The 23,855-nt window shown below is 67.4% G+C and carries 24 protein-coding genes; 8 read left to right on the top strand and 16 right to left on the bottom strand.

What is annotated here, in order from left to right; genetic code table 11:
- Positions 1-85: 85 nt before the first annotated feature.
- From LPB142_RS09450 to LPB142_RS19405, 4 genes are read right to left on the bottom strand one after another with little or no spacing between them, the layout of a single operon-like run.
- The gene (locus LPB142_RS09450) at positions 86-1,402 is read right to left on the bottom strand and encodes an HlyC/CorC family transporter (RefSeq protein ID WP_071166218.1); all 1,317 of its coding nucleotides are present in this window, start codon (positions 1,400-1,402) and stop codon (positions 86-88) included.
- A 32-nt stretch (positions 1,403-1,434) separates the two neighbouring features.
- Positions 1,435-2,427 carry a site-specific tyrosine recombinase XerD gene (locus LPB142_RS09445; protein WP_071166217.1) on the bottom strand — a complete coding sequence of 331 codons (993 nt, stop codon included), beginning with the start codon at positions 2,425-2,427 and terminating at the stop codon, positions 1,435-1,437.
- Positions 2,424-4,049, bottom strand: coding sequence for a hypothetical protein (locus tag LPB142_RS09440; protein WP_083392649.1), 1,626 nt, complete (start codon positions 4,047-4,049; stop codon positions 2,424-2,426). The genes LPB142_RS09445 and LPB142_RS09440 overlap by 4 nt, the downstream gene beginning before the upstream one ends.
- The gene (locus tag LPB142_RS19405) at positions 4,039-4,185 is read right to left on the bottom strand and encodes a hypothetical protein (RefSeq protein WP_197474243.1); all 147 of its coding nucleotides are present in this window, start codon (positions 4,183-4,185) and stop codon (positions 4,039-4,041) included. The genes LPB142_RS09440 and LPB142_RS19405 overlap by 11 nt, the downstream gene beginning before the upstream one ends.
- Positions 4,186-4,405: 220 nt before the next feature.
- On the opposite strand from LPB142_RS19405, the gene LPB142_RS09430 reads away from it, so the two are divergent.
- Together LPB142_RS09430 and aroB are read left to right on the top strand one after the other, a co-directional pair.
- The gene (locus tag LPB142_RS09430; RefSeq protein WP_071167206.1) at positions 4,406-4,978 is read left to right on the top strand and encodes a shikimate kinase; all 573 of its coding nucleotides are present in this window, start codon (positions 4,406-4,408) and stop codon (positions 4,976-4,978) included.
- Position 4,979: 1 nt separating this feature from the next.
- Entirely contained in the window at positions 4,980-6,092 is a 1,113-nt protein-coding gene (gene aroB, locus LPB142_RS09425) for a 3-dehydroquinate synthase (RefSeq protein WP_071166215.1), read from the top strand.
- A gap of 166 nt (positions 6,093-6,258) precedes the next feature.
- Here aroB and LPB142_RS19400 read toward each other — a convergent pair whose 3' ends face one another.
- The 9 genes from LPB142_RS19400 to LPB142_RS09380 form a co-directional block, all read right to left on the bottom strand.
- Positions 6,259-7,020 (bottom strand): GNAT family N-acetyltransferase, encoded by a 762-nt coding sequence (locus LPB142_RS19400; protein WP_198037820.1) that lies wholly within the window; start codon positions 7,018-7,020, stop codon positions 6,259-6,261.
- 105 nt (positions 7,021-7,125) lie between these two features.
- Positions 7,126-8,685: a glutamine-hydrolyzing GMP synthase gene (guaA, locus tag LPB142_RS09415; protein ID WP_068766889.1), complete on the bottom strand. Its 1,560-nt coding sequence runs from the start codon at positions 8,683-8,685 to the stop codon at positions 7,126-7,128.
- Positions 8,686-8,856: 171 nt separating this feature from the next.
- The gene (locus LPB142_RS09410; protein ID WP_071166214.1) at positions 8,857-10,188 is read right to left on the bottom strand and encodes a branched-chain amino acid ABC transporter permease; all 1,332 of its coding nucleotides are present in this window, start codon (positions 10,186-10,188) and stop codon (positions 8,857-8,859) included.
- The gene (locus LPB142_RS09405; protein ID WP_071166213.1) at positions 10,185-11,192 is read right to left on the bottom strand and encodes a branched-chain amino acid ABC transporter permease; all 1,008 of its coding nucleotides are present in this window, start codon (positions 11,190-11,192) and stop codon (positions 10,185-10,187) included. The genes LPB142_RS09410 and LPB142_RS09405 overlap by 4 nt, the downstream gene beginning before the upstream one ends.
- Complete coding sequence (locus tag LPB142_RS09400) at positions 11,192-11,578, bottom strand: hypothetical protein (protein WP_071166212.1); 387 nt, start codon at positions 11,576-11,578, stop codon at positions 11,192-11,194. The genes LPB142_RS09405 and LPB142_RS09400 overlap by 1 nt, the downstream gene beginning before the upstream one ends.
- A 1-nt stretch (position 11,579) precedes the next feature.
- The gene (locus LPB142_RS09395; RefSeq protein WP_068766885.1) at positions 11,580-12,284 is read right to left on the bottom strand and encodes an ABC transporter ATP-binding protein; all 705 of its coding nucleotides are present in this window, start codon (positions 12,282-12,284) and stop codon (positions 11,580-11,582) included.
- Positions 12,285-12,339: 55 nt separating this feature from the next.
- On the bottom strand, positions 12,340-13,149 hold the full coding sequence (locus LPB142_RS09390) for an ABC transporter ATP-binding protein (protein WP_068766884.1): 810 nt from the start codon (positions 13,147-13,149) through the stop codon (positions 12,340-12,342).
- Positions 13,150-13,255: 106 nt separating this feature from the next.
- Positions 13,256-14,440, bottom strand: coding sequence for an ABC transporter substrate-binding protein (locus LPB142_RS09385; RefSeq protein ID WP_071166211.1), 1,185 nt, complete (start codon positions 14,438-14,440; stop codon positions 13,256-13,258).
- A 155-nt stretch (positions 14,441-14,595) separates the two neighbouring features.
- The gene (locus LPB142_RS09380) at positions 14,596-15,588 is read right to left on the bottom strand and encodes a GlxA family transcriptional regulator (RefSeq protein WP_232231005.1); all 993 of its coding nucleotides are present in this window, start codon (positions 15,586-15,588) and stop codon (positions 14,596-14,598) included.
- Between the two features lie 316 nt (positions 15,589-15,904).
- Between LPB142_RS09380 and LPB142_RS09375 the strand changes: the two genes are divergently transcribed.
- Positions 15,905-17,275 carry a class II 3-deoxy-7-phosphoheptulonate synthase gene (locus LPB142_RS09375; RefSeq protein WP_068766881.1) on the top strand — a complete coding sequence of 457 codons (1,371 nt, stop codon included), beginning with the start codon at positions 15,905-15,907 and terminating at the stop codon, positions 17,273-17,275.
- Between the two features lie 64 nt (positions 17,276-17,339).
- Here the strand turns inward: LPB142_RS09375 and LPB142_RS09370 are convergent, their stop codons facing one another.
- Positions 17,340-18,083, bottom strand: coding sequence for a PAS domain-containing protein (locus LPB142_RS09370; protein ID WP_071166209.1), 744 nt, complete (start codon positions 18,081-18,083; stop codon positions 17,340-17,342).
- 233 nt (positions 18,084-18,316) lie between these two features.
- Between LPB142_RS09370 and LPB142_RS09365 the strand changes: the two genes are divergently transcribed.
- From LPB142_RS09365 to LPB142_RS09350, 4 genes are read left to right on the top strand one after another with little or no spacing between them, the layout of a single operon-like run.
- On the top strand, positions 18,317-19,195 hold the full coding sequence (locus LPB142_RS09365; protein ID WP_071166208.1) for a YicC/YloC family endoribonuclease: 879 nt from the start codon (positions 18,317-18,319) through the stop codon (positions 19,193-19,195).
- Between the two features lie 3 nt (positions 19,196-19,198).
- Entirely contained in the window at positions 19,199-19,840 is a 642-nt protein-coding gene (gmk, locus tag LPB142_RS09360; protein ID WP_071166207.1) for a guanylate kinase, read from the top strand.
- Complete coding sequence (locus LPB142_RS09355) at positions 19,837-20,358, top strand: gamma carbonic anhydrase family protein (protein ID WP_068766878.1); 522 nt, start codon at positions 19,837-19,839, stop codon at positions 20,356-20,358. Before gmk ends, LPB142_RS09355 begins: the two co-directional genes overlap by 4 nt.
- A 10-nt stretch (positions 20,359-20,368) precedes the next feature.
- Complete coding sequence (locus tag LPB142_RS09350) at positions 20,369-20,542, top strand: DUF3329 domain-containing protein (RefSeq protein ID WP_156506889.1); 174 nt, start codon at positions 20,369-20,371, stop codon at positions 20,540-20,542.
- A gap of 3 nt (positions 20,543-20,545) precedes the next feature.
- Here the strand turns inward: LPB142_RS09350 and LPB142_RS09345 are convergent, their stop codons facing one another.
- Positions 20,546-20,944: a hypothetical protein gene (locus LPB142_RS09345; protein ID WP_156506888.1), complete on the bottom strand. Its 399-nt coding sequence runs from the start codon at positions 20,942-20,944 to the stop codon at positions 20,546-20,548.
- Positions 20,945-21,113: 169 nt separating this feature from the next.
- Here LPB142_RS09345 and LPB142_RS09340 point away from each other — a divergent pair, with 169 nt between their 5' ends.
- A complete protein-coding gene (locus LPB142_RS09340) occupies positions 21,114-22,169 on the top strand; it encodes an ATP-binding protein (RefSeq protein WP_071166206.1) in 1,056 nt (351 codons plus the stop codon).
- A gap of 65 nt (positions 22,170-22,234) precedes the next feature.
- Here LPB142_RS09340 and LPB142_RS09335 read toward each other — a convergent pair whose 3' ends face one another.
- Positions 22,235-23,821, bottom strand: coding sequence for an alpha-amylase family glycosyl hydrolase (locus LPB142_RS09335; RefSeq protein WP_071167204.1), 1,587 nt, complete (start codon positions 23,819-23,821; stop codon positions 22,235-22,237).
- Positions 23,822-23,855 lie beyond the last annotated feature (34 nt).

Genomic DNA, 23,855 nt, shown 5'->3' with positions numbered 1-23,855 from the left:
GATGAAATCAATCCCTTCATCTTGCCGAAAATATCCCGGGGGTGAATGCCGAAGGCAGAGGGGGCAGCGCCCCCTGCGCGGCGGGTCAGGGGGCGAGCGGCGCGAGCGGGCGGATCTTGAGTTTGGTGATCCGGTTGTCCTTGCGCTCCATCACCTCGAAGCGGAAGCCATGGAAGGCAAAGACCTGCCCCGCCTCGGGGATCGTTTGCGCCTCATGGATGACGAGGCCCGCGATGGTGTTCGCCTCCTCATCGGGCAGCGTCCAATCCGTCTCGCGGTTCAGATCGCGGATCGTCATCGCGCCTTCGACGAGGTAATCGCCGCTTTCGGTGGGTTTGAGCATCCGCTCGGCCTTCGGGTCGAATTCATCGGTGATCTCGCCGACGATCTCCTCGAGGATATCCTCGAGCGTGAGCAACCCCTTCAGATCGCCATATTCATCGACGACTAGCGCGAAATGCGTGCGCCGCTTGAGAAATTCGCGCATCTGCTCGTCGAGCGGCGTCGTCTCGGGGATGAAATAGGGTTTCATCATCACCTTGGTGATGTCGAGATCGGCGACGCTGTCGAGGTTGCCGTCGCCGGTGCGCAGGAAGCGTTCGACCGCGCGCAGCAGGTCCTTGGCGTGGATCACGCCGATGACATTCTCGCGCTCGCCCTTGTAGAGCGGCAGCCGCGTATGGGGCGAGTTCAGCACCGCCGTCAGGATCACATCGGGCGCGGCCTCGGCGTCGAGCATCTCGATCTGGCTGCGGTGGAGCATGATCTCCTCGACGGTGCGGTTGCCCAGATCGAGCGCGCCGATCAGCCGGTCGCGGTCTTCCTTGTCGACCGTGCCCTCCGAGGTGCCGATCGCGAGCGCGCCCATGATCTCGTCATGAATCGAGAACATGTGCTGGCCCGCCTCGATCCGCTGGCCGAGGATGAAGAGGAGCCCCCGCACCACCAGCCGCACCACCGCGACGAGCGGCGAGAGCAGCCGGATCACCCAGCGGATCGGCAGCGCGACCCGCGCCGCGACCGCTTCGGGCTGCGAGATCGCATAGGTTTTCGGCAGCACCTCGGCGAAGATCAGCACGAGCACCGTCATCACCAGCGTCGCCAGCGCCACGCCCGAATTGCCGAAGAGCTGGGTGAGCAGCGAGGTGGCGAGCGAGGCGGAGAGGATGTTGACGACGTTGTTGCCCAAAAGCACCGCGCCGATCAGCCGCTCGCTATCCTCGGTGACCTCGAGCGCGGCGGTCGCGCCGGTCTCGCCCTTGTCGGCGCCGGCGCGCAGTTTCGCCCGCGAGGCGGCGGTGAGCGCGGTCTCGGAGCCCGAGAAAAACGCCGAAAAGCCCAGAAGGGCGAGGATTCCGGCGGCGGTGAGCCAGAAGGAGGTGTCGAGAACGGTGGTATCCATGGCGCTCAATCTGGGCAAGGCCCGCGGCGAGTTCAAGAGGGTTTGCGGGGGGCGGGCTCGGGCGCGGGCGCGGGTTCAGGGGCGGGGGCGCGCGCGAGCGGGTGATGGTCGAGCACCAGCGCCTTGAGATGGGCGTCGAGCACATGGGTATAGATCTCGGTGGTGGAGAGATCGGCGTGGCCGAGCAGCGTCTGGATCGCGCGCAGATCGGCGCCGCCTTCGAGAAGATGGGTCGCGAAGGCGTGGCGCAGCACATGCGGCGAGACCCGCGCGGGCGCGATCCCGGCTGCGAGCGCGAGGCCCTTGAGCAGCACCGCGAAGGCCTGGCGGGTGACATGGCCCTCCTTGCCCGAGGAGGGGAAGAGATAGCGCGAGGGCGGGATGCGGCGGGCGAGGCGGGCCTCTTCCTCGGCCGCGTCGCGCAGCGCGAGCCAGTCGGCCAGCGCCGCGCGGGCCGGGGCGGTCAGCGGCACGATCCGCTCCTTGCCGCCCTTGCCGCGGATCAGGAGCACCTGCGGATTGCCGCGCGCGGCCGCCACCGGCAATCCGACGAGCTCGCTCACCCGCATGCCGGTGGCGTAGAGAAGCTCAAGCAGCGCGCGGTTCCTCGCCTGTTCGGCGGCCGAGCGGCCGTGCTCCTGCGCCTGAGCCAGGATCGCCTCGACCTCGGAGCGCGAGAGCACCTTGGGCAGGCGCGCGGGCTTGCCCGGGCCCTTGAGCCGGATCGCCGGATCCTCGGCGCGCCAGCCCTCCTCATAGGCGAAGCGGAAGAGCTGGCGGATCGCCGAGAGGCGGCGCGCGCGGGTCGCGGGGCCAAGGCCCTCGGCCTCGCAGCGGATCAGGTAGCTCTCGATATCGTCCTGGGTGAGCGTCGCGAACTCGAGGCCCTTGTGGGCGGCAAAGCCCGCGAAATCCTCCAGATCACGGGCATAGGCGAGGAGCGTGTTGCGCGCCGCGCCCGCTTCGGCGGCCATCGCCTCGAGGAAGGTCTCGATCCAGCGCCGCGCGAGGGGGGGCGGGGTCATCCGTTGCGCTCGAGGATCACAAGCTCAAGCGCGGCGCGGCGGGCAAGCGTCTCGAGCCCGGTATAGCGCAGGAGGTTCAAGCCATTGACAACGCGGGGGTAATCGCCCTTCGCGCCCTCGGTCACATCGTCGATCGCGCTGAGCAGGGCGAGGCCGAGCTGGCCGGGCAGGAGCGCCTGATAGGGCGCGGGCACCGCCGCGGGGGGCGCGTCGAAGACCTGTTTGAGCACCAGCCCGAGCTGGTCCTGCGCGGGCACGCCGGCGGTGGCGCCGCGCGCCAGCCCGATCAGGAGCCGCTCGTCGAGATCGGCGGGCGTGCGCGCGGCGGCCACCGCCTCGAACTCCTCGGACAAGAGCCCGAGCCGGAAGGCCAGCGCGCCTGGCTCATAGGGCAGGCCGAGCGCCGCCACGCGCGCCCCGTAAAGCTCGGCGAGCGCGGGTTCGAGCTCCTGGGCCTGCATCGCATCGAAGGTCGCGGGCAAAAGCTGCGCCACCCGCGCCGCCCGCCCCGCGCCAAGCGCCGCATCGAGATCGGAGACGAGCGAGACCCGGTCCCAGACCCCGCCCGAGGCCGCGGCCCTTTGCTGGGTATAAAGGCCCAGAAGCTGGTTCGGGTCGAGCGCGCCCATCCGCGTCAGCCGCTCGGCCGCCTCGATCTGCGCCTTCCAGCCGGTGTTCGAGCGCAGATCGGATTGCGCGAAGGCGACCGGCAGCGGCCCGGTCGGCAGCGGCTGGCCGATCGCCTCCATCATCCGGAAGACAAGCGGCGAGGGGCGCGCGGGCGGCGGCAGATCCTCGGCGCCCTCGGCAAGCTCGGGGTCGAGAAAGCGCGCCAGCAGCGGCTCGAGATCGGGCTCGATCTGGCCAAGCGTGGCGCCGGTGTCGAAGGTCAGCGCCGCCGCCTGCCAATCGCCGCGCCGCGCGAGGCAGAAGATCCGCGCGGGGTAGGAGGGCGCGAGCGCGGGCGTCTCCTCCATCACCTTGCAGGCCTCATCCTCCTGCCCGAGCAGCAGCGCGGTATCGAAATGGCGGCGGAAAATCTCCGGGTCGGTGGTGTCGGCGGCCTCGAGCATGGCAAGCGCGGGCTCGAGCGCGCCGATATCGAGCAGCCGGTCGATCCGCGCAAGGAAGAGCACATTGCGCCCCTCGGGCGCGGGCGTGACCGGCGGGCGCAGCTCGGCCAGAAGCAGCTCGATCAGGAAGGATTGCACCGCCGGCAGCGTATCGAGCCGCTCCTTGTGCAGCGCGGCGGCGAGATCGGCCTCGGGCGTGGTGCCCCACAGATCGGGCGGCAGGCCGGTGCGCGCGGTCGGCAAAAGGCCAAGCGCATTGGCGGAGGGGGTGTCGAGCGAGGCCACCGAGACATCCTCGAGGCTCACCCCGCCCGAGACGGGGGGCTCGCCCGCGCGCGCGCCGTGGCCGGGGGCCGGCGTCGCATGGCTGCCGGGCAGGGCGCCGGGCGCCATCGCCGCGGGCGTGACGACCGAGCGCGAGAGCCAGTCGATCGCCGACATCGGCGCGGATTTCTGGGCAGAAGCGCCCTCGGCCCGGGCCTCTGCCCCGGGGCTCGCGGCCAGCGCCGCGCAGATCAGAAAGGGGAGCGCGTGCCGCTCAGGTCCCACTCGGCGCCCCCGGAAGGGTGATTTCCTGCACCGCGGGGGCCTGCACCGGCGCCATGTCGCCCAGATAGGCATAGCCCACCACCGCAAGCGCCGCCAAAATCACCAAGACCACGATCGCCTGAAGAATTCGCCCCATGAGTTGCCTTTCGCTTCGCCTGTGCGCGCTCTTGCGCGTCCTGTCCTGCGGAGCCCTGCCGCCTGAGTGCCGCATGGCGCCGATTTGCCCCGGGAGCAAGCCCCGAAAACTGCCTCGGGCGGAATTATATATGGCAATTGGCGGAAGTTCACGCCATTCAGGGGGAAAATGATCACGTTTGCGCAAGGCCCCGCCGAAGGGCCCGCGCGAGGGAGGCCCGATGACCGACAGCCCGCAAACCCCGCCCGCGAGGGCGCCGCTGCGCAAGACGATCGTTCTGGTGGGGATGATGGGCTCGGGCAAGACCGCGGTGGGCACCGCGCTCGCGCGGCTCTTGGGCGTGCCGTTTCTCGACAGCGACGAGGAGATCGTGAAGGCCGCGCAGATGTCGGTGGCGGAGATCTTCGCCCGCGATGGCGAGCCGTTCTTCCGCGCGCGCGAATCGGAGGTTCTCGAGCGGCTGCTCTCGGGGCCGCCGGCGGTGGTCTCGACGGGGGGCGGCGCCTTCTTGAGCGCGCATAACCGCGAGATGATCGGGCGGATGGGGGTGTCGGTCTGGTTGCAGGCCGATCTGGAGCTCTTGTGGAACCGGGTGCGCCACAAGACCACGCGGCCGCTTTTGCGCACCGACAACCCCTATGAGACGCTCAAGGGCTTGCTCGCGGCGCGCGAGCCGGTCTATGCGCTGGCGCAGGTGGCGGTGGGCGCGGAGCCGGGGCTGTCGATCGAGGAGATGGCGCGCAAGGTCGCGCAGGCGCTGGCGGAGCAGCCGGGGCTGTTTGGGGAGGGTTGAGATGCGCGAAACGGTGCGGGTGGAGCTCGGCGAACGGGCCTATGAGGTGCGGATCGGCGAGGGGCTGATCGCGCGGGCGGGCGCCGAGATCGCGCCGCTGTTGCGCCGCAAGCGGGTGGCGGTGGTGACCGACGAGAACGTCGGCGCGCTGCATCTGGAGGCGCTGCGGGCGGGGCTTGGCGATGTCGAGATGGTGTCGCTCACGCTCCCGGCGGGCGAGGCCACGAAATGCTGGGCGCAGTTCGAGCGGGTCTGCGAATGGCTGCTCGCCGAGAAGGTCGAGCGCAAGGATATCGTGGTGGCCTTCGGCGGCGGGGTGATCGGCGATCTGGTGGGCTTTGCGGCGGCCGTCCTGCGCCGCGGCGTGCGGTTTGTGCAGGTCCCGACCTCGCTTCTGGCGCAGGTCGACAGCTCGGTCGGCGGCAAGACCGGGATCAATGTCGCGGCCGGCAAGAACCTGATCGGCGCGTTTCACCAGCCGAGCCTCGTGCTCGCCGATATCGATGTGCTGGGCACGCTGACCGCGCGCGATTTCCTCGCGGGCTATGGCGAGGTGGTGAAATACGGGCTTCTGGGGGATGCGAAATTCTTCGACTGGCTTGAGGAGATGGGCCCGAAACTGGCCGCGGGCGACCGCGCGGCGCGGCTCGCGGCGGTGCGCCGCTCGGTCGAGATGAAGGCCGAGATCGTGGCGCGCGACGAGACCGAGGAGGGCGACCGCGCGCTTTTGAACCTCGGCCATACCTTCTGCCATGCGCTCGAATCGGCGACGGGCTATTCCGACCGGCTCCTGCATGGCGAGGGGGTGGCGATCGGCTGCGCCTTGGCCTTCGAGCTCAGCCAGCGGCTGGGGCTGTGCTCGCAAGAGGCGCCCTCGCGCGTGCGCGCCCATCTGCGCGACATGAAGATGAAGGTCGATCTCTCTGATATCGAAGGGGAATTGCCCGACGCCGAGGGGCTGATCGCGCTGATGGCGCAGGACAAGAAAGTGCTCGACGGCAAGATGCGCTTCATCCTCGCGCGCGGCATCGGCGAGGCTTTCGTGACGGCCGATGTGCCGCGCGATGTGCTCAAGACGCTCCTCGAGGAGGCCCTGGCGGCGCGCCGGGTCTGACCGGCGCAGGGGGCTTTCCGCCCCCTCGTCCGGGCTCCGCCCGGCCTTCACCCCCGAGGATATTTCAAGCAAGATGAAAGGGTTGGGAGGCGCTCCTTACCCATTTCATCTTGCCCTAAATATCCCGGGGGGCGGCGAAGCCGCGGGGGCAGCGCCCCCTCCGCGCTCAGCCCAGCGCCGCGAAGGCGGGGGCATGGGTGACGGGCCCGGTCGCGAGAGGTTTACCACTCAAGTTCAGCATCTGGAAATGCGCGCCCGCATAGGGGCTCGGATAGGCGCGTGCGGGCGCGGCGGCAAAGCCGAAGCGGGCGTAATAGGCCGGATCGCCCAGCACGAAGAGCGCCTCGATCCCGCGCGCGCGGGCGATGGCGATGCCGTCCTGGATCAGCGCTGCCGCGATGCCCTGGCCGCGGGCGGCGGCGCGCACCGAGACGGGTGCCAGCGCCCAGGCGCGGATCGGCCCGGTCATTGGCGAAAAGGCGGCATGGCCGAGGAAGGCGCGGCCCGCCCGCGCGGTGAGCGAGAGCGCCAGATCGCCGGCTTCGCGCAGCGCGTCGATCAGCTCGGCCTCTTCGGGGGCGTCGAAGGCGGCGCGGGTGAGCAGGTAGATCGCGCGGGCATCCTCGGCGGTTTCGGGGGCGATCTCGGGGCGGATTGCGCGGATCGTATAGTCGCGCCGGAGGCCTTGGGTGGCGGCGCCCCAGCGGCTTGCGGCGGCGCGGGTCTGATGGGCGGCGAGGGCGGCTTTCGAGGCGAAGATCTCGTCGACCTGCCAGACCATCGGATCGGCGCTTTGGGCGATATTGAAGCTCAGGCAGCCCGGCTCGCGGACGGTGGCGCGGATATGGAGCGGCAGTTCGGTCAGAACCAGACGGCGTTCGGCCTCGCTTGCGCAGATCAGGCGGCCGGTCAAACGGGTCAGTGTCATGCGCTCCTCCCGGGGGCGGGGCCGCGCCTTTCTCTCGCCGGGCATAGCGCGGCGCGAGGGGTGCGGCAAGAAAAACGGCGCCGCGAGGGCGCCGTTTTCAAGGGATCATTCCCACTCGATCGTGCCCGGGGGCTTCGAGGTGATGTCATAGGTGACGCGGTTGATGCCTTTCACCTCATTGATGATCCGGGTGGCGGTCTCGCCGAGGAACTCATGCGTGAAGGGGTAGTAATCCGCGGTCATGCCGTCGACCGAGGTCACCGCGCGCAGCGCGCAGGCGTAATCATAGGTCCGCCCGTCGCCCATCACGCCCACGGTCTTCACCGGCAGGATCGCGACGAAGGCTTGCCAGATTTCGTCATAGAGCCCGTGTTTTCGGATCTGGTCGATATAGACGGCGTCCGCCTTGCGCAGGATCTCGAGCTTTTCGCGGGTGATCTCGCCCGGGCAGCGGATCGCGAGGCCCGGCCCCGGGAAGGGGTGGCGGCCGATGAAGCTCTCGGGCAGGCCGAGTTCGCGGCCAAGCGCGCGGACCTCGTCCTTGAAGAGCTCGCGCAGCGGTTCGACGAGCTTGAGGCCCATTTTCTCGGGCAGGCCGCCGACATTGTGGTGCGATTTGATCGTGACCGAGGGGCCGCCGGAGAAGCTCACCGATTCAATGACATCGGGGTAGAGCGTGCCCTGGGCGAGGAATTCGGCATCCTCGATTTCATTGGCGTATTTCTGAAACACGTCGATGAAGAGCCGGCCGATCGTCTTGCGCTTGACCTCGGGGTCGGAGACGCCTTCGAGCGCGCCGAGGAAGAGATCGCTCTCATCGGCCGCGATCAGCTTGATGTTGTAATTGTCGCGGAACATGGCGACGACCTGTTCGGCCTCGCCCAGCCGCAGCAGGCCGTGGTCGACGAAGACGCAGGTGAGCTGATCGCCGATCGCCTCGTGCAGCAGGATCGCGGTGACCGAGCTGTCGACGCCGCCCGAGAGGCCGCAGATGACGTGGGATTTGCCGACCTGGGCGCGGATCTGTTCGATCGCCTGTTGGCGGTAGCCCGCCATCGTCCAATCGCCGGTGAAGCCCGCGAGGCGGATGAAATTCTCGTAGAGTTTCGCGCCGTTCGGGGTGTGGTGCACCTCGGGGTGGAATTGCACGGCGTAGAAATTGCGGCTGAGATCGGCGGTGATCGCGAAGGGGGCGCCGGGCGAGGTGCCGAAGACCTCGAAGCCCGGGGCGAGGCGCGAGACGTGGTCGCCGTGCGACATCCAGACCTGTTCGCGGCCCTCGGTGAACCAGCCCTCGAGGATCGAGAGGCTCTTCTCGGTGGGCGTCACATAGGCGCGGCCGAATTCGGCGGTGTGGCTTTGGCCGGCTTCGACGAGGCCGCCGAGGTCTTGCATCATCACCTGCTGGCCATAGCAGATGCCGAGGACCGGCACGCCGAGCTCATAGGCGGCGCGCGGCGGGCGGGGGGAGCCTTCACGGGTCACCGAATCCGGGCCGCCCGAGAAGATGATCGCTTGGGGGGCGAAATCGCGCAGGAACGTGTCGGTGACGTTCTGATAGGGGTGGATTTCGCAGTAGACGTTCAATTCGCGCAGGCGACGCGCGATGAGCTGCGTGACCTGGGAGCCGAAGTCGATGATGAGGAGGCGTTGATGCTGGGTCATGGCGAGGGAATAGGCGGGGTTGGGGCGGAAAGCAAGGGTTTGCTGGGGGGAGAGCGGGGGGGAGGGCAAGCCGGGGCTCTGCCCCGGACCCCGGGATATTTTGGGCAAGATGAAAGGGGGGGCAGGTGTGAAAAGGGGCCCCGCGGGGCCCCTTCTGGATCTGATCTCGGATCAGCGTTCGGGCAGCAGGCCGCGTGGGCTGAAGCGCAGCACGAGGATCAGCACGAGGCCCATCACGATCAGCCGCATATGGGCCGCGGAATCGACCAGATGTTGTTTGAAGGCGCCCTCGCCCAGATGGGCGGTGATCATCGCCATGATCTCGGGGCCCCAGGCCTCGGCCTTGATCCAGAGATACCAGATCAGGAGCCCGCCGAGCACCGAGCCCCAGTTGTTGCCCGAGCCGCCGACGATCACCATCACCCAGATCAGGAAGGTGTAGCGCAGCGGGTTGTAGGAGGCGGGCGTCATCTGGCCGTCGAGCGAGATCATCATCGCGCCGGCGAGCCCGATCACCGCGGCGCCGAGCACGAAGATCTGCAGGTGGCGGCGGGTGACGTTCTTGCCCATCGCGGCGGCGGCGATCTCGTTGTCGCGGATTGCGCGCATCATCCGGCCCCAGGGCGATTTCAGCGCGAGCTGCGCGCCGATCAGGAGCAGGGCGAGCACGGTGGCGAAGAGCCCCGCGTAGAGCAGCTTGACGAAGATCGTCGAGGCGGTGACCGGGTCGAGGCCGAGCTTGGCGGCGCGGGCGACGAAATCGGCCGAGTTTTGCAGGTCGATCTCATAGGGCACGGGCCAGGGGCGCGGGATGCCGTTCACGTTCAACACGCCGCGGTCGAGCCATTCCTCGTTTTTCAGCACTGCGACGATGATCTCGCCGATGCCGAGCGTCGCCACGGCGAGGTAATCGGAGCGCAGGCCGAGCGCGGTCTTGCCGACGAGCCAGGCCGCGCCGGCGGCGAGTGCCGCGCCCACCGGCCAGGCGAGCAGGACCGGCAGGCCGAGCCCCCCGAGATAGCCCAGCGCCGAGGGGTTGATCGCCTGCACCGCGTCAACGGCCGGGTCGAGCACCGCGCGGTAGACAAAGAAGCCCGCGACGAGGGTGGCGATCATGGCGGCGGCTTTCGCGCGGCCCTTCAGCCGCCCGTTGAGCCAGACCGCGGCGATCAGCACTGCCCCCGCGATCACCAGCGCGCCGAGGATCCGCCAGCCGCCCGCGGCCATCGCGCCCGCGGTCGGCGGCATCGCCACCAGCACCGGCGCGAGGCCACCGAGCGCGATGAAGCCCACGACGCCGGTGTTGAAGAGCCCGGCGTAGCCCCATTGCATGTTGACCCCGAGCGCCAGGATCGCCGAGATCAGCCCCATGTTCAGGATGCCGAGCGCGCCGTTCCAGCCCGTCGAGAGCCCCTCGATCACGATCAGCACCGCCATCACCGCGAAAAACGCCGGCGCGCGCAGCTTGCCGCCCTTGGCGGCGGTCGGTTGATGGGTGCTCATACCGATTTCCCCTTGAAGATGCCGGTGGGTTTGAACAGAAGCACGATGATCAGGATCGCGAAGCTCACCGCGAATTTATATTCGGTGGACAGCAGTTGCAGCAGCCCCTCGGACTCGAAGCCGGGGATCAGATAGGTCGCCACCTTCTTCCAGGCATAGGTCACGCCGACCTCGGAGAAGGCGATGATGAAGCCCCCCGCGATCGCGCCGAGCGGGTTGCCGAGCCCGCCCACGATGGCGGCGGCAAAGATCGGCAGAAGGAGCTGGAAGTAGTTGAAAGCCTTGAAGCTTTTGTCGAGCCCGTAGAGCACGCCGGCGGTGGTGGCGAGTGCGGCCGCGAGGATCCAGGTCACCGCGACGACGCGGTTCGGGTTGATGCCAGAGAGCAGCGCGAGGTCTTCGTTGTCGGAGAAGGCGCGCATCGATTTGCCGGTGCGGGTGTGGTTGAGGAACCAGAAAAGCGCCCAGACCACCAGCGCCGCGATCGCGAGCGTGAGAAGCTGGGTCGAGCGGATCGCGAGGGGTTCGGCGAGCCCGGTCGCAGCCTTGAACTCGGCCGCCGAGATCGCAAACCGCGCGCCATCGGCAAAGCGGATCTCATCGACGCCGATCAGGAAGCGGGTGACGCCGTTCATCACAAACATCACGCCCACCGAGACCATCACCAGGATCACCGGCGCCGCGCGCACCTTGCGGTAATAGGCATAGACCATCCGGTCGGTGGCGAGAACGAGCGCCGCCGTCGCCGCGATGCCGAAGGGCAGGGCGATCAGCGCAGTGGGCAGCGGGCCGAAGCTCACCCCCAGCGATTGCAGCCCCCAGGTGACGATGATCGTGATCGCGGTGCCAAAGGCCATCGTGTCGCCATGGGCGAAGTTCGAGAACCGCAAGATCCCGTAGATCAGCGTCACGCCAAGCGCGCCGAGCGCGAGCTGGGCGCCATAGGCCGAGGCGGGGACCACGACATAATTGAGTATCGCGACAAGCGCGTTGAGGAAATCCATCAGCTGTCCTCCCAGCAGGCGCCGTCGAAGGTGATGCCGAGGGGCTTGCCCTCGGCTTGGGTATGTGTCGTCATGAGCGCCCCGCCCTCTTCAAAGACGCTGACGAAATAGCTTGCGTTGTCAGCGGGTTCGGAGACGAAGCTCACCTGGCCCGTGGCGGTGTCGATGCCGCCCGAGAGGGCGAGCTCCTGGGTCTCGTCGCGCAGCGTTGCGCCCGCGCCCTCGACCTCGAGGAGGATGTCATGGTTTTCCTCGCCACAGCCGCCGCCGCTGCACGAGCGCGAGAAATGGCAGCGCAGCACATAGGCCACGTCGTCGGTGATGTCCTGCGCGGGCGCGGGCTGCGCCAGCACGAGGGCGCCGAAGGCAAACAGAAGGTGTCGCATCTCAGCCCCCCAGGAAGGTGCGCCGAACCTCGGGGTCGGCCATCAGCGCGGCGCCCGTGTCGGTGTATTTGTTGGCGCCCTGTACGAGCACATAGCCCTGATCGGCGATCTCGAGCGCCTGACGGGCGTTTTGCTCGACCATCAGGATCGAGATCCCGGTGCGCGCGACCTCGATGATCCGGTCGAACAGCTCGTCCATCACGATCGGCGAGACGCCGGCGGTGGGCTCGTCGAGCATCAGAAGCTTCGGCTTGGTCATCAGCGCGCGGCCGACGGCAACCTGCTGGCGCTGGCCGCCCGAGAGCTCGCCTGCGTTCTGGTGGCGCTTGTCGCGCAGGATCGGGAACAGCGCATAGACCTGCTCCATCGTCTCGCGGAAATCATCCTCGCGGATGAAGGCGCCCATTTCGAGGTTCTCCTCGACCGACATGGTCGGGAAGACGTTGTTGACCTGCGGCACGAAGCCCATGCCCTTGCGCACCCGCTCTTGCGGCGAGAGCGTGGTGATGTCCTCGCCGTCAAGCGTGACGCGGCCCGCGCGCAGCTTCAACATGCCGAACACCGCCTTCATCGCGGTCGATTTGCCGGCGCCGTTCGGGCCGACGATCACCGCGATCTGACCCTTTTCGACCTTGAGGGTGCAGCCATGCAGAATATCGGCAGCACCATAGCCGCCGGTCATGTCAGAGGCATCGAGAAAGCTCATGCGTTACCTCCGGTAAGGCGTGCAACACCCTGTTTCTTCTTGGAAAAAATACGCATTACCCGGCCACCCCGTTGCGCAGGGTCGCGGCTTCCGCCTTGACCTTGTTCTTCAGACCGCGGCCCAGATAGGCCTCGATCACCGCCTCGTTTTGCATGATCGTGGCGGGCGGGCCCTCGGCCAGCACCTTGCCCTCGGCCATCACGATCACCGGGTCGCAGAGCCGACCGATGAAATCCATGTCATGCTCGATCACGCAAAACGTATAGCCGCGCTCGCGGTTGAGCCGCACGATCGCGTCGCCGATGGTGTTGAGAAGCGTGCGGTTGACCCCCGCGCCGACCTCGTCGAGGAACACGATCCGGGCCTCGACCATCATCGTGCGACCAAGTTCGAGGAGCTTTTTCTGGCCGCCCGAGAGATTGCCGGCGCGCTCGTTCTTCAGATGCGAAATCGTCAGAAAATCAAGGACTTCATCGGCCTTCTTGAGAAGCTCCGCCTCTTCCTTCTCGATCCGGGCGCGGTGGAACCAGGCGTTCCAGAGCGTCTCGCCCGATTGGCCGCCGGGCACCATCATCAGGTTCTCGCGCACCGTCATCGTCGGGAATTCATGCGCGATCTGGAAGGTGCGCAGCAGCCCCTTGTGGAAGAGCTCGTGCGGCGAAAGCCCGGTGATATCCTCGCCCGCCATCGTCACGCGCCCTGAGGTTGGTTTATGAACCCCGGCTATGACGTTGAAAAGCGTGGATTTACCGGCCCCGTTCGGGCCGATCAGCCCGGTGATGGAGCCCTTGGCGATCTCGAGCGAAGCGCCATCGACGGCATGGAAGCCGCCAAAGTGCTTATGCAGGTTCTCAACCCGTATCATGCAGTCCCCTGACTTCATGCGTTGCATGAAGAATGCTGTTTACAGCCTTGTTTTTGAATGAGAAACAGCCCGGAAACCCGGGCTGTCTCCAGCTTGCCCGCCGGTCTCAGCGGTATTTCACGGTCTCGATCTTGCCGTCCTTGATCTCGATCTCGCGGAAGGTGCCGGCGGATTCGCCCGCGCCGATCAGCTCCACCGAGGAGGCGCCGTCATAATCGATATCCTGGCCCGCGGCCAGAAGCTCGAGGCCTTTGCCCAGCTCGCCGGGCAGGATCTTCTCGCCCGGGCCGTTCGCGATCTCCATGATCTTCTCTTTGTAGACCGCCGGGTCGGTCGAGTTCGCCGCCTGCATCGCGAGCAGCATCAGCGCCGCCGCGTCATAGGCCTCACCCGAATAGACCGAGGAGCCATCGAAGCCCGCGGCTTTCGCGAGTTCGATGAATTTCTCCTTGCCAGCGCCTTCCGAGGACGGGATCTGGCCGAAGGAGCCGTTGATTTCCGGCCCGAAGTTCTTTTCGAGAACCTCGCCGACCATGCCGTCGGGGAAGACGAAGGTCGAGAAGGCGCCGGTGTCGAGCGCGCCGCGCAGGATGCCCGAGCCGCCCTGGTCGACATAGCCCGCGATCACGAGCGCGTCGCCGCCGGCCGAGGCCAGCGCGCCGACTTCGGCGGCGTAATCGGCCTTGCCGTCGTCATGGGCGGCGTTGATGGTGACCTTGCCGCCCTTGGCCTCAAAGGCCGCCGCGAAGCTGTCGGCGAGGCCCTTGCCGTAGTCGTTGTTGGTATAGGTCACGGCGACCGATTTGATGCCGCGCTCCATGATCTCGTCGGTCATGACTTCGCCTTGACGGGCGTCCGAGGGCGAGGTGCGGAAGAACAGGCCGTTGTCTTCGAGCGTCGAGAGCGCGGGCGAGGTGGCCGAGGGCGAGACCATCACGATGCCGTTCGGCATGGCGACGTTTTGCAGCGAGGCGGTGGCTTCGCCCGAACACATGCCGCCAACGATGCCCTTCACCTTTTCGGCGGTGATCAGGCGCTCCACGGTGGCGGTGGCGGCGGCGGCGTCGATGCAGGTCGAATCCCCGCGCACGCCGGTGACGGTGGTGCCGCCCAGCAGTTTGCCCGAGTCCGACACTTCCTTCATCGCCATCTCGGCGCCCTGCGCCATGGCCGGCGACATCGATTCGAGCGGGCCGGTGAAGCCCAGCGAAATCCCGAGCTTGACCTCTTCGGCGAAGGCCCCGCCGGCGACAAGCGCGGTGGCGGCGGTGGCGAGAAGCAGCTTTTTCATATGTTCACTCCCTGTTGGAACGGCGTGCCGGCGGCGAGGTTAGAGCGCGGCATGGGAAAAGAAAAGCGCCTGCGCCGTCGCAGGCGTGTCGATTTCCGACCGCATGGCCAAATTTTTCGCGCCGCGACGCAAGGGAAGGCGGCCCCGGCGCGCCTTCAGTCGAGCGCATCGAGGTCGAGATCGTCGAAATCGGCGTCGAAATCCTCGGCCGGGTCGAGCAGGGGAGACTCGGCCTCGGCGCCGGGCGTGCCGGAGGTGCCGCGCTCGCGGTAGGGGGTGGTCGAGTAATGCGCGCGGTAGCATTTCGAGAAATGCGAGGGCGAGGCAAAGCCGCAGGCCAGCGCCACGTTGATCACGCTCATCTCGGTCTGCATCAGCAGGTTGCGCGCCTTTTGCAGGCGGATTTCCATGTAATAGCGCTTGGGCGAGCGGTTCAGATAGCGGCGGAACAGCCGCTCGAGCTGGCGCGTCGACATGCCGACCTCGGTGGCGAGCACCGCGGGGCTGATCGGCTCCTCGATATTGGCCTCCATCCGCTGGATCACCTGGGCGAGCTTGGGGTGGCGCACGCCGATGCGGGTCGGGATCGAGAGGCGCTGGCTGTCCTGATCGGTGCGGATCGCGTTGTAGATGAGCTGATCGGCGACGGTATTGGCCAGCCCCTCGCCATGGTCGCGCGCGATCAGTTTCAGCATCAGGTCGAGCGAGGCGGTGCCGCCCGCCGTGGTCAGCCGGTTGCCGTCGATCACGAAGACCGATTTGGTGAGCTTCACCTCGTCGAAATCCTCGCAAAAGCTGTCCTGATTCTCCCAGTGGATGGTGGCGCGCTTGCCATCGAGCAGGCCCGCCTTCGCCACCGACCAGGCGCCGGTGCACAGCCCGCCCACCGCCGCGCCGCGCCGCGCCTCGCGCCGCAGCCAGTTGAGCACCGGCTTCGTCGTGGCCTCGGCGACATCGATGCCGCCGCACACGAGCACGGTATCGTCGCGGGTGATTTCCTCGAGCCCCATATCGACGCGCATCGTCACGCCGTTCGAGCACGACGCATCCGAGCCGTTCGCCGAGGCGAGCTTCCAGCTGTAGAGCTTTTGCCCCGAGACCTGATTGGCGAGCCGCAAGGGCTCGATGGCCGAGGCGAAGGCCATCATGGTAAAGCGTTCCAGCAAAAGGAAAATATAGCGCCGGGGCCGCTCAAGCGTGGCGACGCGGACGGTGCCCTGCGAGGGGGCGGGGCGGGTATGGCTGCGAGGGGTCGAGGAGGGGATGCGCATTTGCGACCTTGATATGTCGTTTGGGCGACGAAATCAGGCTTTCACGGCGCCCGCAAGAGGGATCGTGGGGCGCGTTGAACGGCGCGGGCGGCTGTGCTTTCGGCGCCCGGGCGGGGCGCCCAAAATTGGGGTTTGTTCTCGCTAACGGCAGGCTTTATAAGCGGCGAACGAATTTGAGAGCTCGGAGGGGAAGATGGGCAAGGGATGGATGAAATCGGACTGGCGCGCGAAACCGCGGGTGCAGATGCCGGACTATCCCGACCAGGCGGCGCTGAACGCGGTCGAGGAGCAGCTGGCGAAGATGCCGCCGCTCGTCTTCGCGGGCGAGGCGCGCCGGCTGAAGGCGGATCTGGCGAAGGCGGCGCGGGGCGAGGCGTTCTTGCTCCAGGGCGGCGATTGCGCCGAGAGTTTCGCGGAGTTTTCCGCCGACAATATCCGCGACACGTTCAAGGTCATGTTGCAGATGGCGATCGTGCTGACCTGGGGCGCGAAAGTGCCGGTGATCAAGGTCGGCCGGATGGCGGGGCAGTTCGCCAAGCCGCGCTCGGCGCCGACCGAGATGATCGGCGGCGTCGAATATCCGAGCTATCGCGGCGATATCATCAACGGCTTTGACGCCACGATGGAGGCGCGTCTGCCTGATCCGGCGCGGATGTTGCAGGCCTATACCCAGGCCGCGGCCTCGCTGAACCTGCTGCGCGCGTTTTCGACCGGCGGCTACGCCGATATCCACCGCGTGCAGAGCTGGATCGCGGGCTTCACCGACGAGGATGAGGCGGCGCGCTACCGCGAGGTTGCCGGCCGGATCGCCGATGCGATGGATTTCATGTCGGCTGCGGGCGTCACCTCGGCCACCGCGCAGGAGCTTGCCAAGGTCGATTTCTACACCTCGCACGAGGCGCTGCTTCTGGAATATGAAGAGGCTCTGTGCCGGATCGACTCGACCTCGGGCCTGCCGGTCGCGGGCTCGGGCCATATGATCTGGATCGGCGACCGCACCCGTCAGCCCGACGGCGCGCATGTCGAATTCGCGCGCGGGGTGCAAAACCCGATCGGGCTGAAATGCGGGCCCTCGACCACTGCCGAGGATCTCAAGGTGCTGATGGCCAAGCTCAACCCCGAGAACGAGCCCGGGCGGCTGACGCTGATCGCGCGGTTCGGCGCGGGCAAGGTCGGCGAGCATCTGCCGCGGCTCATTCGCGCGGTGGCCGAAGAGGGCGCGAATGTGCTCTGGTCGTGCGACCCGATGCATGGCAACACGATCAAATCGGCCTCGGGCTACAAGACGCGGCCCTTCGACTCGGTGCTGCGCGAGGTGCGCGAGTTCTTCGCGGTGCACAAGGCCGAGGGCACGATCCCGGGCGGGGTGCATTTCGAGATGACCGGCAAGGATGTGACGGAATGCACCGGCGGCGTGCGGGCGGTGTCGGACGAGGATCTCTCGAGCCGCTATCACACCGCCTGCGACCCGCGGCTCAATGCCTCGCAATCGCTCGAGCTTGCGTTCCTCGTCGCCGAGGAACTGCAGGACCGGCGCGCGATGCAAAAGGCCGCGAACGCCTGATTTCGCGATAAATCAAAAAGTTACGGCCCGAAGTTCATGCTCCGGGCCGTTGCTTTTTCGGGGCTCATTCCTCCGAGGCCACAACCCGGAACATCGCGCGGCGTTGTTCGGGCGTGGTGGCGGTGACGGCCGGGCGCGGCGCTTGCGGCGCGGCGGCGCCGGGTTTGGCGACGCGCGGCACGAAGGGCGTTTGCGGCTCGGCAAAGCCCATCTCGCGCAGCCGCTCCGCGGCCACCGGCGCGGGGCCGGCGAGCGGTTCGCCCGCGACGATCTCGGTCACCTCGACCGACACCACCTCGAAGCGGCGCGGCGTGCGCCCGATCGCCTCGCCCTCGGCCACGAGGCAGCCAAGCGCGCGGGTGACATCGCCCAGATCCGATTTCAGCGGCAGCATCAGCAGTTTCGCGGTCAGCGGCGGCTTGCCCACCCCGGTTTCGCCGGCGAGCGTCAGTTCGACCACCGCGGGGGAGTTGAACATCACCTCGGTCGCGTCGGCCACGCGTTTGCGCGCCTCGGGGGTGAACATCGCGGTGAGCGGCATGCCGCGCACTTCCATGCCCATCAGGTCGTTGAGATGCATGCCGGCGAGACGGAAGCGGCCCATGCCCGGCGCCACGCGTTCGATGATGAACGCATATTCGAGCGCCCGCTCGATGCCACGCGGGTCGACCTCGGAGCGCGGCGGCACGAGACGCCCGCGCCGCAGCCCTTCCCAATAGGCCCGAACCTCCGCCGCCACGCGCCGCGCGGTGCCCGCCTGGTTCACCATCGAAACCACCTTCCCGAAGCTTCCGTTGTCGCGTTCCATCTTGTCACCCGTTCATTCGTCCGCCCGCACGCTTTGCGGGATGCTATACTGTGAGGGCTCCGAGGGCTTCTGCCGTGCTGGTCTTCTTGACCACGGGAGCGAAATGCTTACGAAACTCTTAATACGCCTTTTTTCTGCCTTAGTGGGAACTAAAGTCTTAAATGGTTAAAGCCGATCCTGCGCAACGCGCGCCGCACCCCCCCTCCCAGCCCCCCTTCGCCGGGCCGGTTTCGATGACCGGATTTGCCGCCGCGAGCGGCCATGATCTGGGCCATGACTGGGCCTGGGAGATCCGCTCGGTGAACGGCAAAGGGCTCGATCTGCGGCTGCGGATGCCCGAGATCGAGGGGCTGGAGGCGGCTGCGCGGGGCATGGTTGCGGCCCGGGCGGCGCGGGGAAATATCCAGCTGAATCTGAGGCTTGGGCGGGTTGACGCGGGCGAGGGGATGCGGCTGAGCGGGCCGGGTCTGGCGGCGGCGCTCGCCGCGCTTGCCGAGGTCGAGGCGCGCGCCGCCGAGCGCGGGATGGTGCTCGCGCCGACCTCGGCCGCGGAGGTGATTTCGTTGCGCGGCGTGATCGAACAGGGGCCGGTCCAGACCGAGGACCCGGGCCCGCTGCGCACGGTTTTGTTAACACATCTCGACCGGGTTTTGGGCGAATTTGTGGCAATGCGGCGCGCCGAAGGGGCCCAGATCGGGGCGGTGATTGCGGCACAATTGGGCCGAATTGAGGCATTAACCGAGTCGGCGGCCACAATTGCCACCGCGCGGAAGGACGATTGGGCGGCGCAGATGCGCGCCAACCTTGCCCGGGTGATGGAGGGCGCGCCCGGCGCCGACCCCGACCGCGTCGCGCAGGAGCTCGCGCTCCTTGCCGTCAAGGCCGATGTCACCGAGGAGGTCGACCGGCTGCGCGCCCATGTGGCGGCGGCGCGCGCGCTTTTGGCCGAGGCCGCGCCGATCGGCCGGCGGTTCGATTTCCTGACCCAGGAATTCGTGCGCGAGGCGAATACCTTGTGCTCGAAATCGGGCTCGAGCGAGCTGACCGCGATCGGGCTTGACCTCAAGCAGGTGATCGACCAGATGCGCGAGCAGATCCAGAATGTGGAGTGAGCCATGACCCCGACCCGCCGCGGCCTTCTGATCATCCTGTCCTCGCCCTCGGGGGCGGGCAAATCGACGCTGGCCAAGCGCCTGATGGCCTGGGACGCGAACCTGCGCTTCTCGGTCTCGGCCACGACGCGCGCGCCGCGCCCGGGCGAGACCGACGGGGTGGAGTATTATTTCCGCTCGAAGCACGACTTCGAACAGATGGTCGCCGAGGGCGAGATGCTCGAACATGCCGAGGTTTTCGGCAATTTCTACGGCACGCCGAAAGCGCCGGTCGAGGCGGCGATGAAGGCCGGGCAGGACACGCTCTTTGATGTCGATTGGCAGGGCGGGCAGCAGATCCGCCGCTCGAGCCTTGGCAAGGATGTGATCTCGATCTTCATCCTGCCGCCCTCGATCGCCGAGCTCGAGAGCCGGTTGCGCGGGCGCGCGCAGGATAGCGACGCGGTGATCGCGGGGCGGATGGCGAAGAGCATGCATGAAATCAGCCATTGGGCGGAGTATGATTATGTCGTGGTGAACCACGATGCCGATCAGGCGGCCGAGGAGCTGAAGGTGATCTTGCGCGCCGAGCGGGCGCGGGCCGAGCGCCAGCCCTGGCTGACCGAATTCGTGCGCGGGCTGAACAAGGAGTTTGAAGCGCGATGATCTATGAGCTTGACGGGGTGGCGCCGGTTCTGGGCGCGGGGGCGTGGGTTGCGCCGGATGCCAATCTGATCGGCAAGGTGGTGCTCGAGGCGGAGGCTTCGGTCTGGTTCGGCTGCACCTTGCGCGGCGACAATGAGGAGATCCGGGTCGGGCGCGGCTCGAATGTGCAGGAAAATGTCGTGATCCATACCGACATGGGCTATCCGCTGGTGATCGGGGCGAATTGCACGATCGGCCACAAGGCGATGCTGCATGGCTGTCTTATCGGCGAGGGGACGCTGATCGGGATGGGGGCGACGGTGCTCAACGGTGCGAAGATCGGGCGGGGCTGTCTGATCGGGGCGGGGGCGCTGATCACCGAGGGCAAGGAGATCCCCGATGGCTCTCTCGTGATGGGTGCGCCGGGCAAGGTGGTGCGGGCGCTCGATGAAGAGGCGCAGGTGCGGCTTCTGAAATCGGCCGAGCATTACCGGGCGAATGCGGCGCGCTATGCGCGCGGGCTCAAGGCGCTCGGCTGAGGGCGGGGGGATGCGGCTTTTCGACCCGCAAGAGCCGATGTTTCGGCCGCTCTGGGTGCGGATCGCGGTGTGCGCGGTGCCGCTGATGGCTTCGGCTTATGTCTTCGCGGTGGGCTATGTGCTGCCCGGGGCGCTTTTGGCGGGGCTGGGGGGCTGGGTGTTTCGGCGGATGTTCCTGCCGTAACGCTCAATCGGGGCGCGGATGCACCTCGAGGATGTCGAAATCCACCTCGGGCCAGATCTGTTGCACCTCGGCGCGGATCAGCCGCGCGTTCGGCACCGGCTGGCAATAGGCGCGCAGCGCGCCACTATAGCCGAGCTTGTGCAGCAGCCGGGCGAGATCGAGGATGTCATGTTCGGGGCTCAGGAGGGGCGCGAGCACCACATCGGGCGTGGCGCGGGCGAGGAGTGCCGCATCGATCATCGCGAGGCGCGCGATGGTGACCGAGGCCCCGGCCACGCCGCGCAGCGCAAGCGGCAGCGTTTGCGAGGGTTCGACGACGAGAATACGCCGCCCGCCAAGATCGTCACGCAGGCCTGGCAGGCCCGCGGGGCGCTTTGGAAAGAACACTGGTGGAACCGTCATCCATCCATCCCATTTGTCGCCCGTGCGACACAACCAGAAGCTGATTCTGATTAATAAGCTACACTTAATTCCTTAACTGCCCGTTTACGCTCTCTCAAGATCGGTCGGTCCATGGTTTACTCGGTCAAGGATTTGGTCAAGGTTGAGCATTGAAAATCCGGGGGAAATTATGTCGGTCTGGTTAACAATGCCGCTGCTGGAAGCGATACCGTTGCCGGTTATCGTGGTAAACGCGCAGGAGCGGGTGGTGGCGGTGAACTGCCGGGCGGAGGCGCTGCTCGGGCAGGGGATCGTCGGGCGGCCGTTCGTGACGGTGCTGCGCCAGCCCGCGCTTGGCGCGGCGCTCGAGGCGGTGCTGCGCGGCGGCGCGGCCGAGCAGGTGCGGATCCGGCTTGGCACGCCCGCGCAGGAGATGCTCGCGCAGGTCACCGTGGCGCCGCTCGCGCCGATGCCGGAGAGCGGTTTGGCCGAGGCAGGCGCGATGCTGTCGATCGAGGATATCACCGCGACCGAGGAGGCCGAGGCGATGCGGCGCGATTTTGTCGCCAATGTCAGCCATGAGCTGCGCACGCCGCTGACCGCGCTGATCGGCTTTGTCGAGACGCTGCGCGGGGCTGCGAAGGACGATCCGGTCGCGCGCGAGCGGTTCTTGTCGATCATGGCGCGCGAGGCGGGGCGGATGAACCGGCTCGTGGGCGATCTTCTCTCGCTCAGCCGCGTCGAGGCGGAGGAGCGGCAGCGCCCGCGCGCGACGGTCGATATTTCAGCGGTGTTGCGCGGGGCGATGCAGACCCTGCAGCCGGTGGCGGAGGCGGCGCAGGTGCGGCTGTTGCGCTCGGGCGAGACGGGGGCTTTGCCGGTGGTGGGCGACCCCGACCAGCTCACGCAGGTTTTCTCGAACCTCATTGAAAACGCGGTGAAATATGGCGGCTCGGGGGGCGAGGTGACGGTTCATGTCGAGGCGCTGGCGCATGAGCCGGTGAGCCGGGGGCCGGCGCTCAAAGTCGCGGTGATCGACCGCGGCGAGGGGATCGAGGCGCTGCATCTGCCGCGGCTGACGGAGCGGTTCTACCGGGTCGACACGCATCGCTCGCGCGAGCAGGGGGGCACGGGGCTCGGGCTTGCGATCGTCAAGCATATCGTGGCGCGGCACCGTGGGCGGCTGAAGATCGAGAGCGAGAAGGGCAAGGGCAGCACGTTTTCGGTGATCTTGCCGCGCGGGTGAGGGCGGAGGGGGCGCTGCCCCCGCGGCTGCGCCGCCCCCCGGGATATTTTTGCATCGTTGAAGGCTCAGGCGAACCAGATCGCGGCATTGGGCCCGAGGTGCAGGCTCTGGCCGCGGATCTCGGCGGCGCGCACCGGGCCGGTCGGGCGGCCGGGCGGGGCGGGCAGGGTGACGGGCACCGGGCCGAGGTTGAAATAGCAGGTGAGCCGGGCGCTCTCGGTCTCGCGGCGGAAGGCGAGCACCGGGTCGGGCGCGTCGAGGAAGGTGGTGCGGCCGCGGCGGAGCGGCGCGGTGGCGCGGCGGAAGGCGAGCATCTCGCGATAGTAATGCAGCACCGAGGCCGGGCGGGCCTCCTCGGCGGCGACGTTGCGGGCGGCCTGTTCGGGTTTGACCGGCAGCCAGGGTTTGCCCGTGGTGAAGCCCGCATTCGGGCCCGCGTCCCAGACCATCGGCGTGCGGCAGCCATCGCGGCCCTTGTTCTCGGGCCAGAAACGCAGCCCCGGCGGATCGGTCAGCTCGTCATAGGTGAGCTCGGTCTCGGTCTGGCCGAGCTCCTCGCCCTGATAGAGGCCGATCGTGCCCTCGAAGGAGGCCAGGAGCGCGATCGCCTGTTTGGCGAGCGCCTCGGGGGTGCCGTGCTCGGCCCAGCGGGTGACGTGGCGGTTCACGTCGTGGTTGGAGAACGACCAGCTCGGCCAGCCATCCGGCGCGCCCTGGAAGAACCCCTCGAGGATCTTGCGGAAATGCGCGGGCGAGAATTTCGGGCCGAGCATGTCGAAGCTGTAGGCCATGTGCAGCCGCTCCGAGCCGGCGGTATATTGCTTCATCAGGGTGAGCGCGCGATGGGGTTGTTCGCCCACTTCGCCGATCAGGCAGCGGCCCTCGTAGCGGTCCATCAGCGCGCGCATTTTCTTCAGGAAATCAAGGTTTTCCGGCTGGTTCTTATCGTAGATATGATCTTGCATGTCATAGGTGTTGACGGGCGGCCAGCGCTCCGGGTCGGGGGGCATCGGCGGGTTCGGGCGCAGGGCCGCGTCGTGGATGTAGTAGTTGACCGTATCGAGGCGGAAGCCGTCCACGCCGCGCTCGAGCCAGAAGCGCAGCACCTCGAGCATCTCGGCCTGCACCTCGGGGTTGCGCAGGTTCAGATCGGGCTGCTGGATCAGGAAATTATGCAGGTAATACTGGCCGCGCTCGGGGGCATATTCCCAAGACGAGCCGCCGAAGACCGAGAGCCAGTTGTTGGGCGGCGAACCATCGGGGCGCGGATCGGCCCAGACATACCAATCCGCTTTCGGGCCGCGGCGCTTGGAGTCGAGAAACCACGGATGGCGGTCGGAGCTGTGCGAGAGCACCTGGTCGATGATCACCTTCAGCCCGAGATCATGCGCCCGCGCGATCAGCGCGTCGAACTCGGCCAGCGTGCCAAAGAGCGGCTCGATGCCGCGATAATCGGCGACATCATAGCCCATGTCGGCCATCGGCGAGGGGAAGATCGGCGAGAGCCAGATCGCATCGGCGCCGAGCCGGGCGACATGATCGAGCCGCGCGGTGATGCCTGCGAGGTCGCCGATGCCATTGCCGGTGCTGTCCTGGAAGCTGCGCGGATAAATCTGGTAGATCACCGCGCCGCGCCACCATTCCTTTACCATGATCTGCTCTCCTGCCTCAGATTCGGGCAAAGCA

Source organism: Rhodobacter xanthinilyticus (genome assembly GCF_001856665.1).
GTDB classification, from domain to species: Bacteria; Pseudomonadota; Alphaproteobacteria; order Rhodobacterales; family Rhodobacteraceae; genus Rhodobacter; species Rhodobacter xanthinilyticus.
This window is presented reverse-complemented; position numbering and strand designations above follow the sequence as displayed.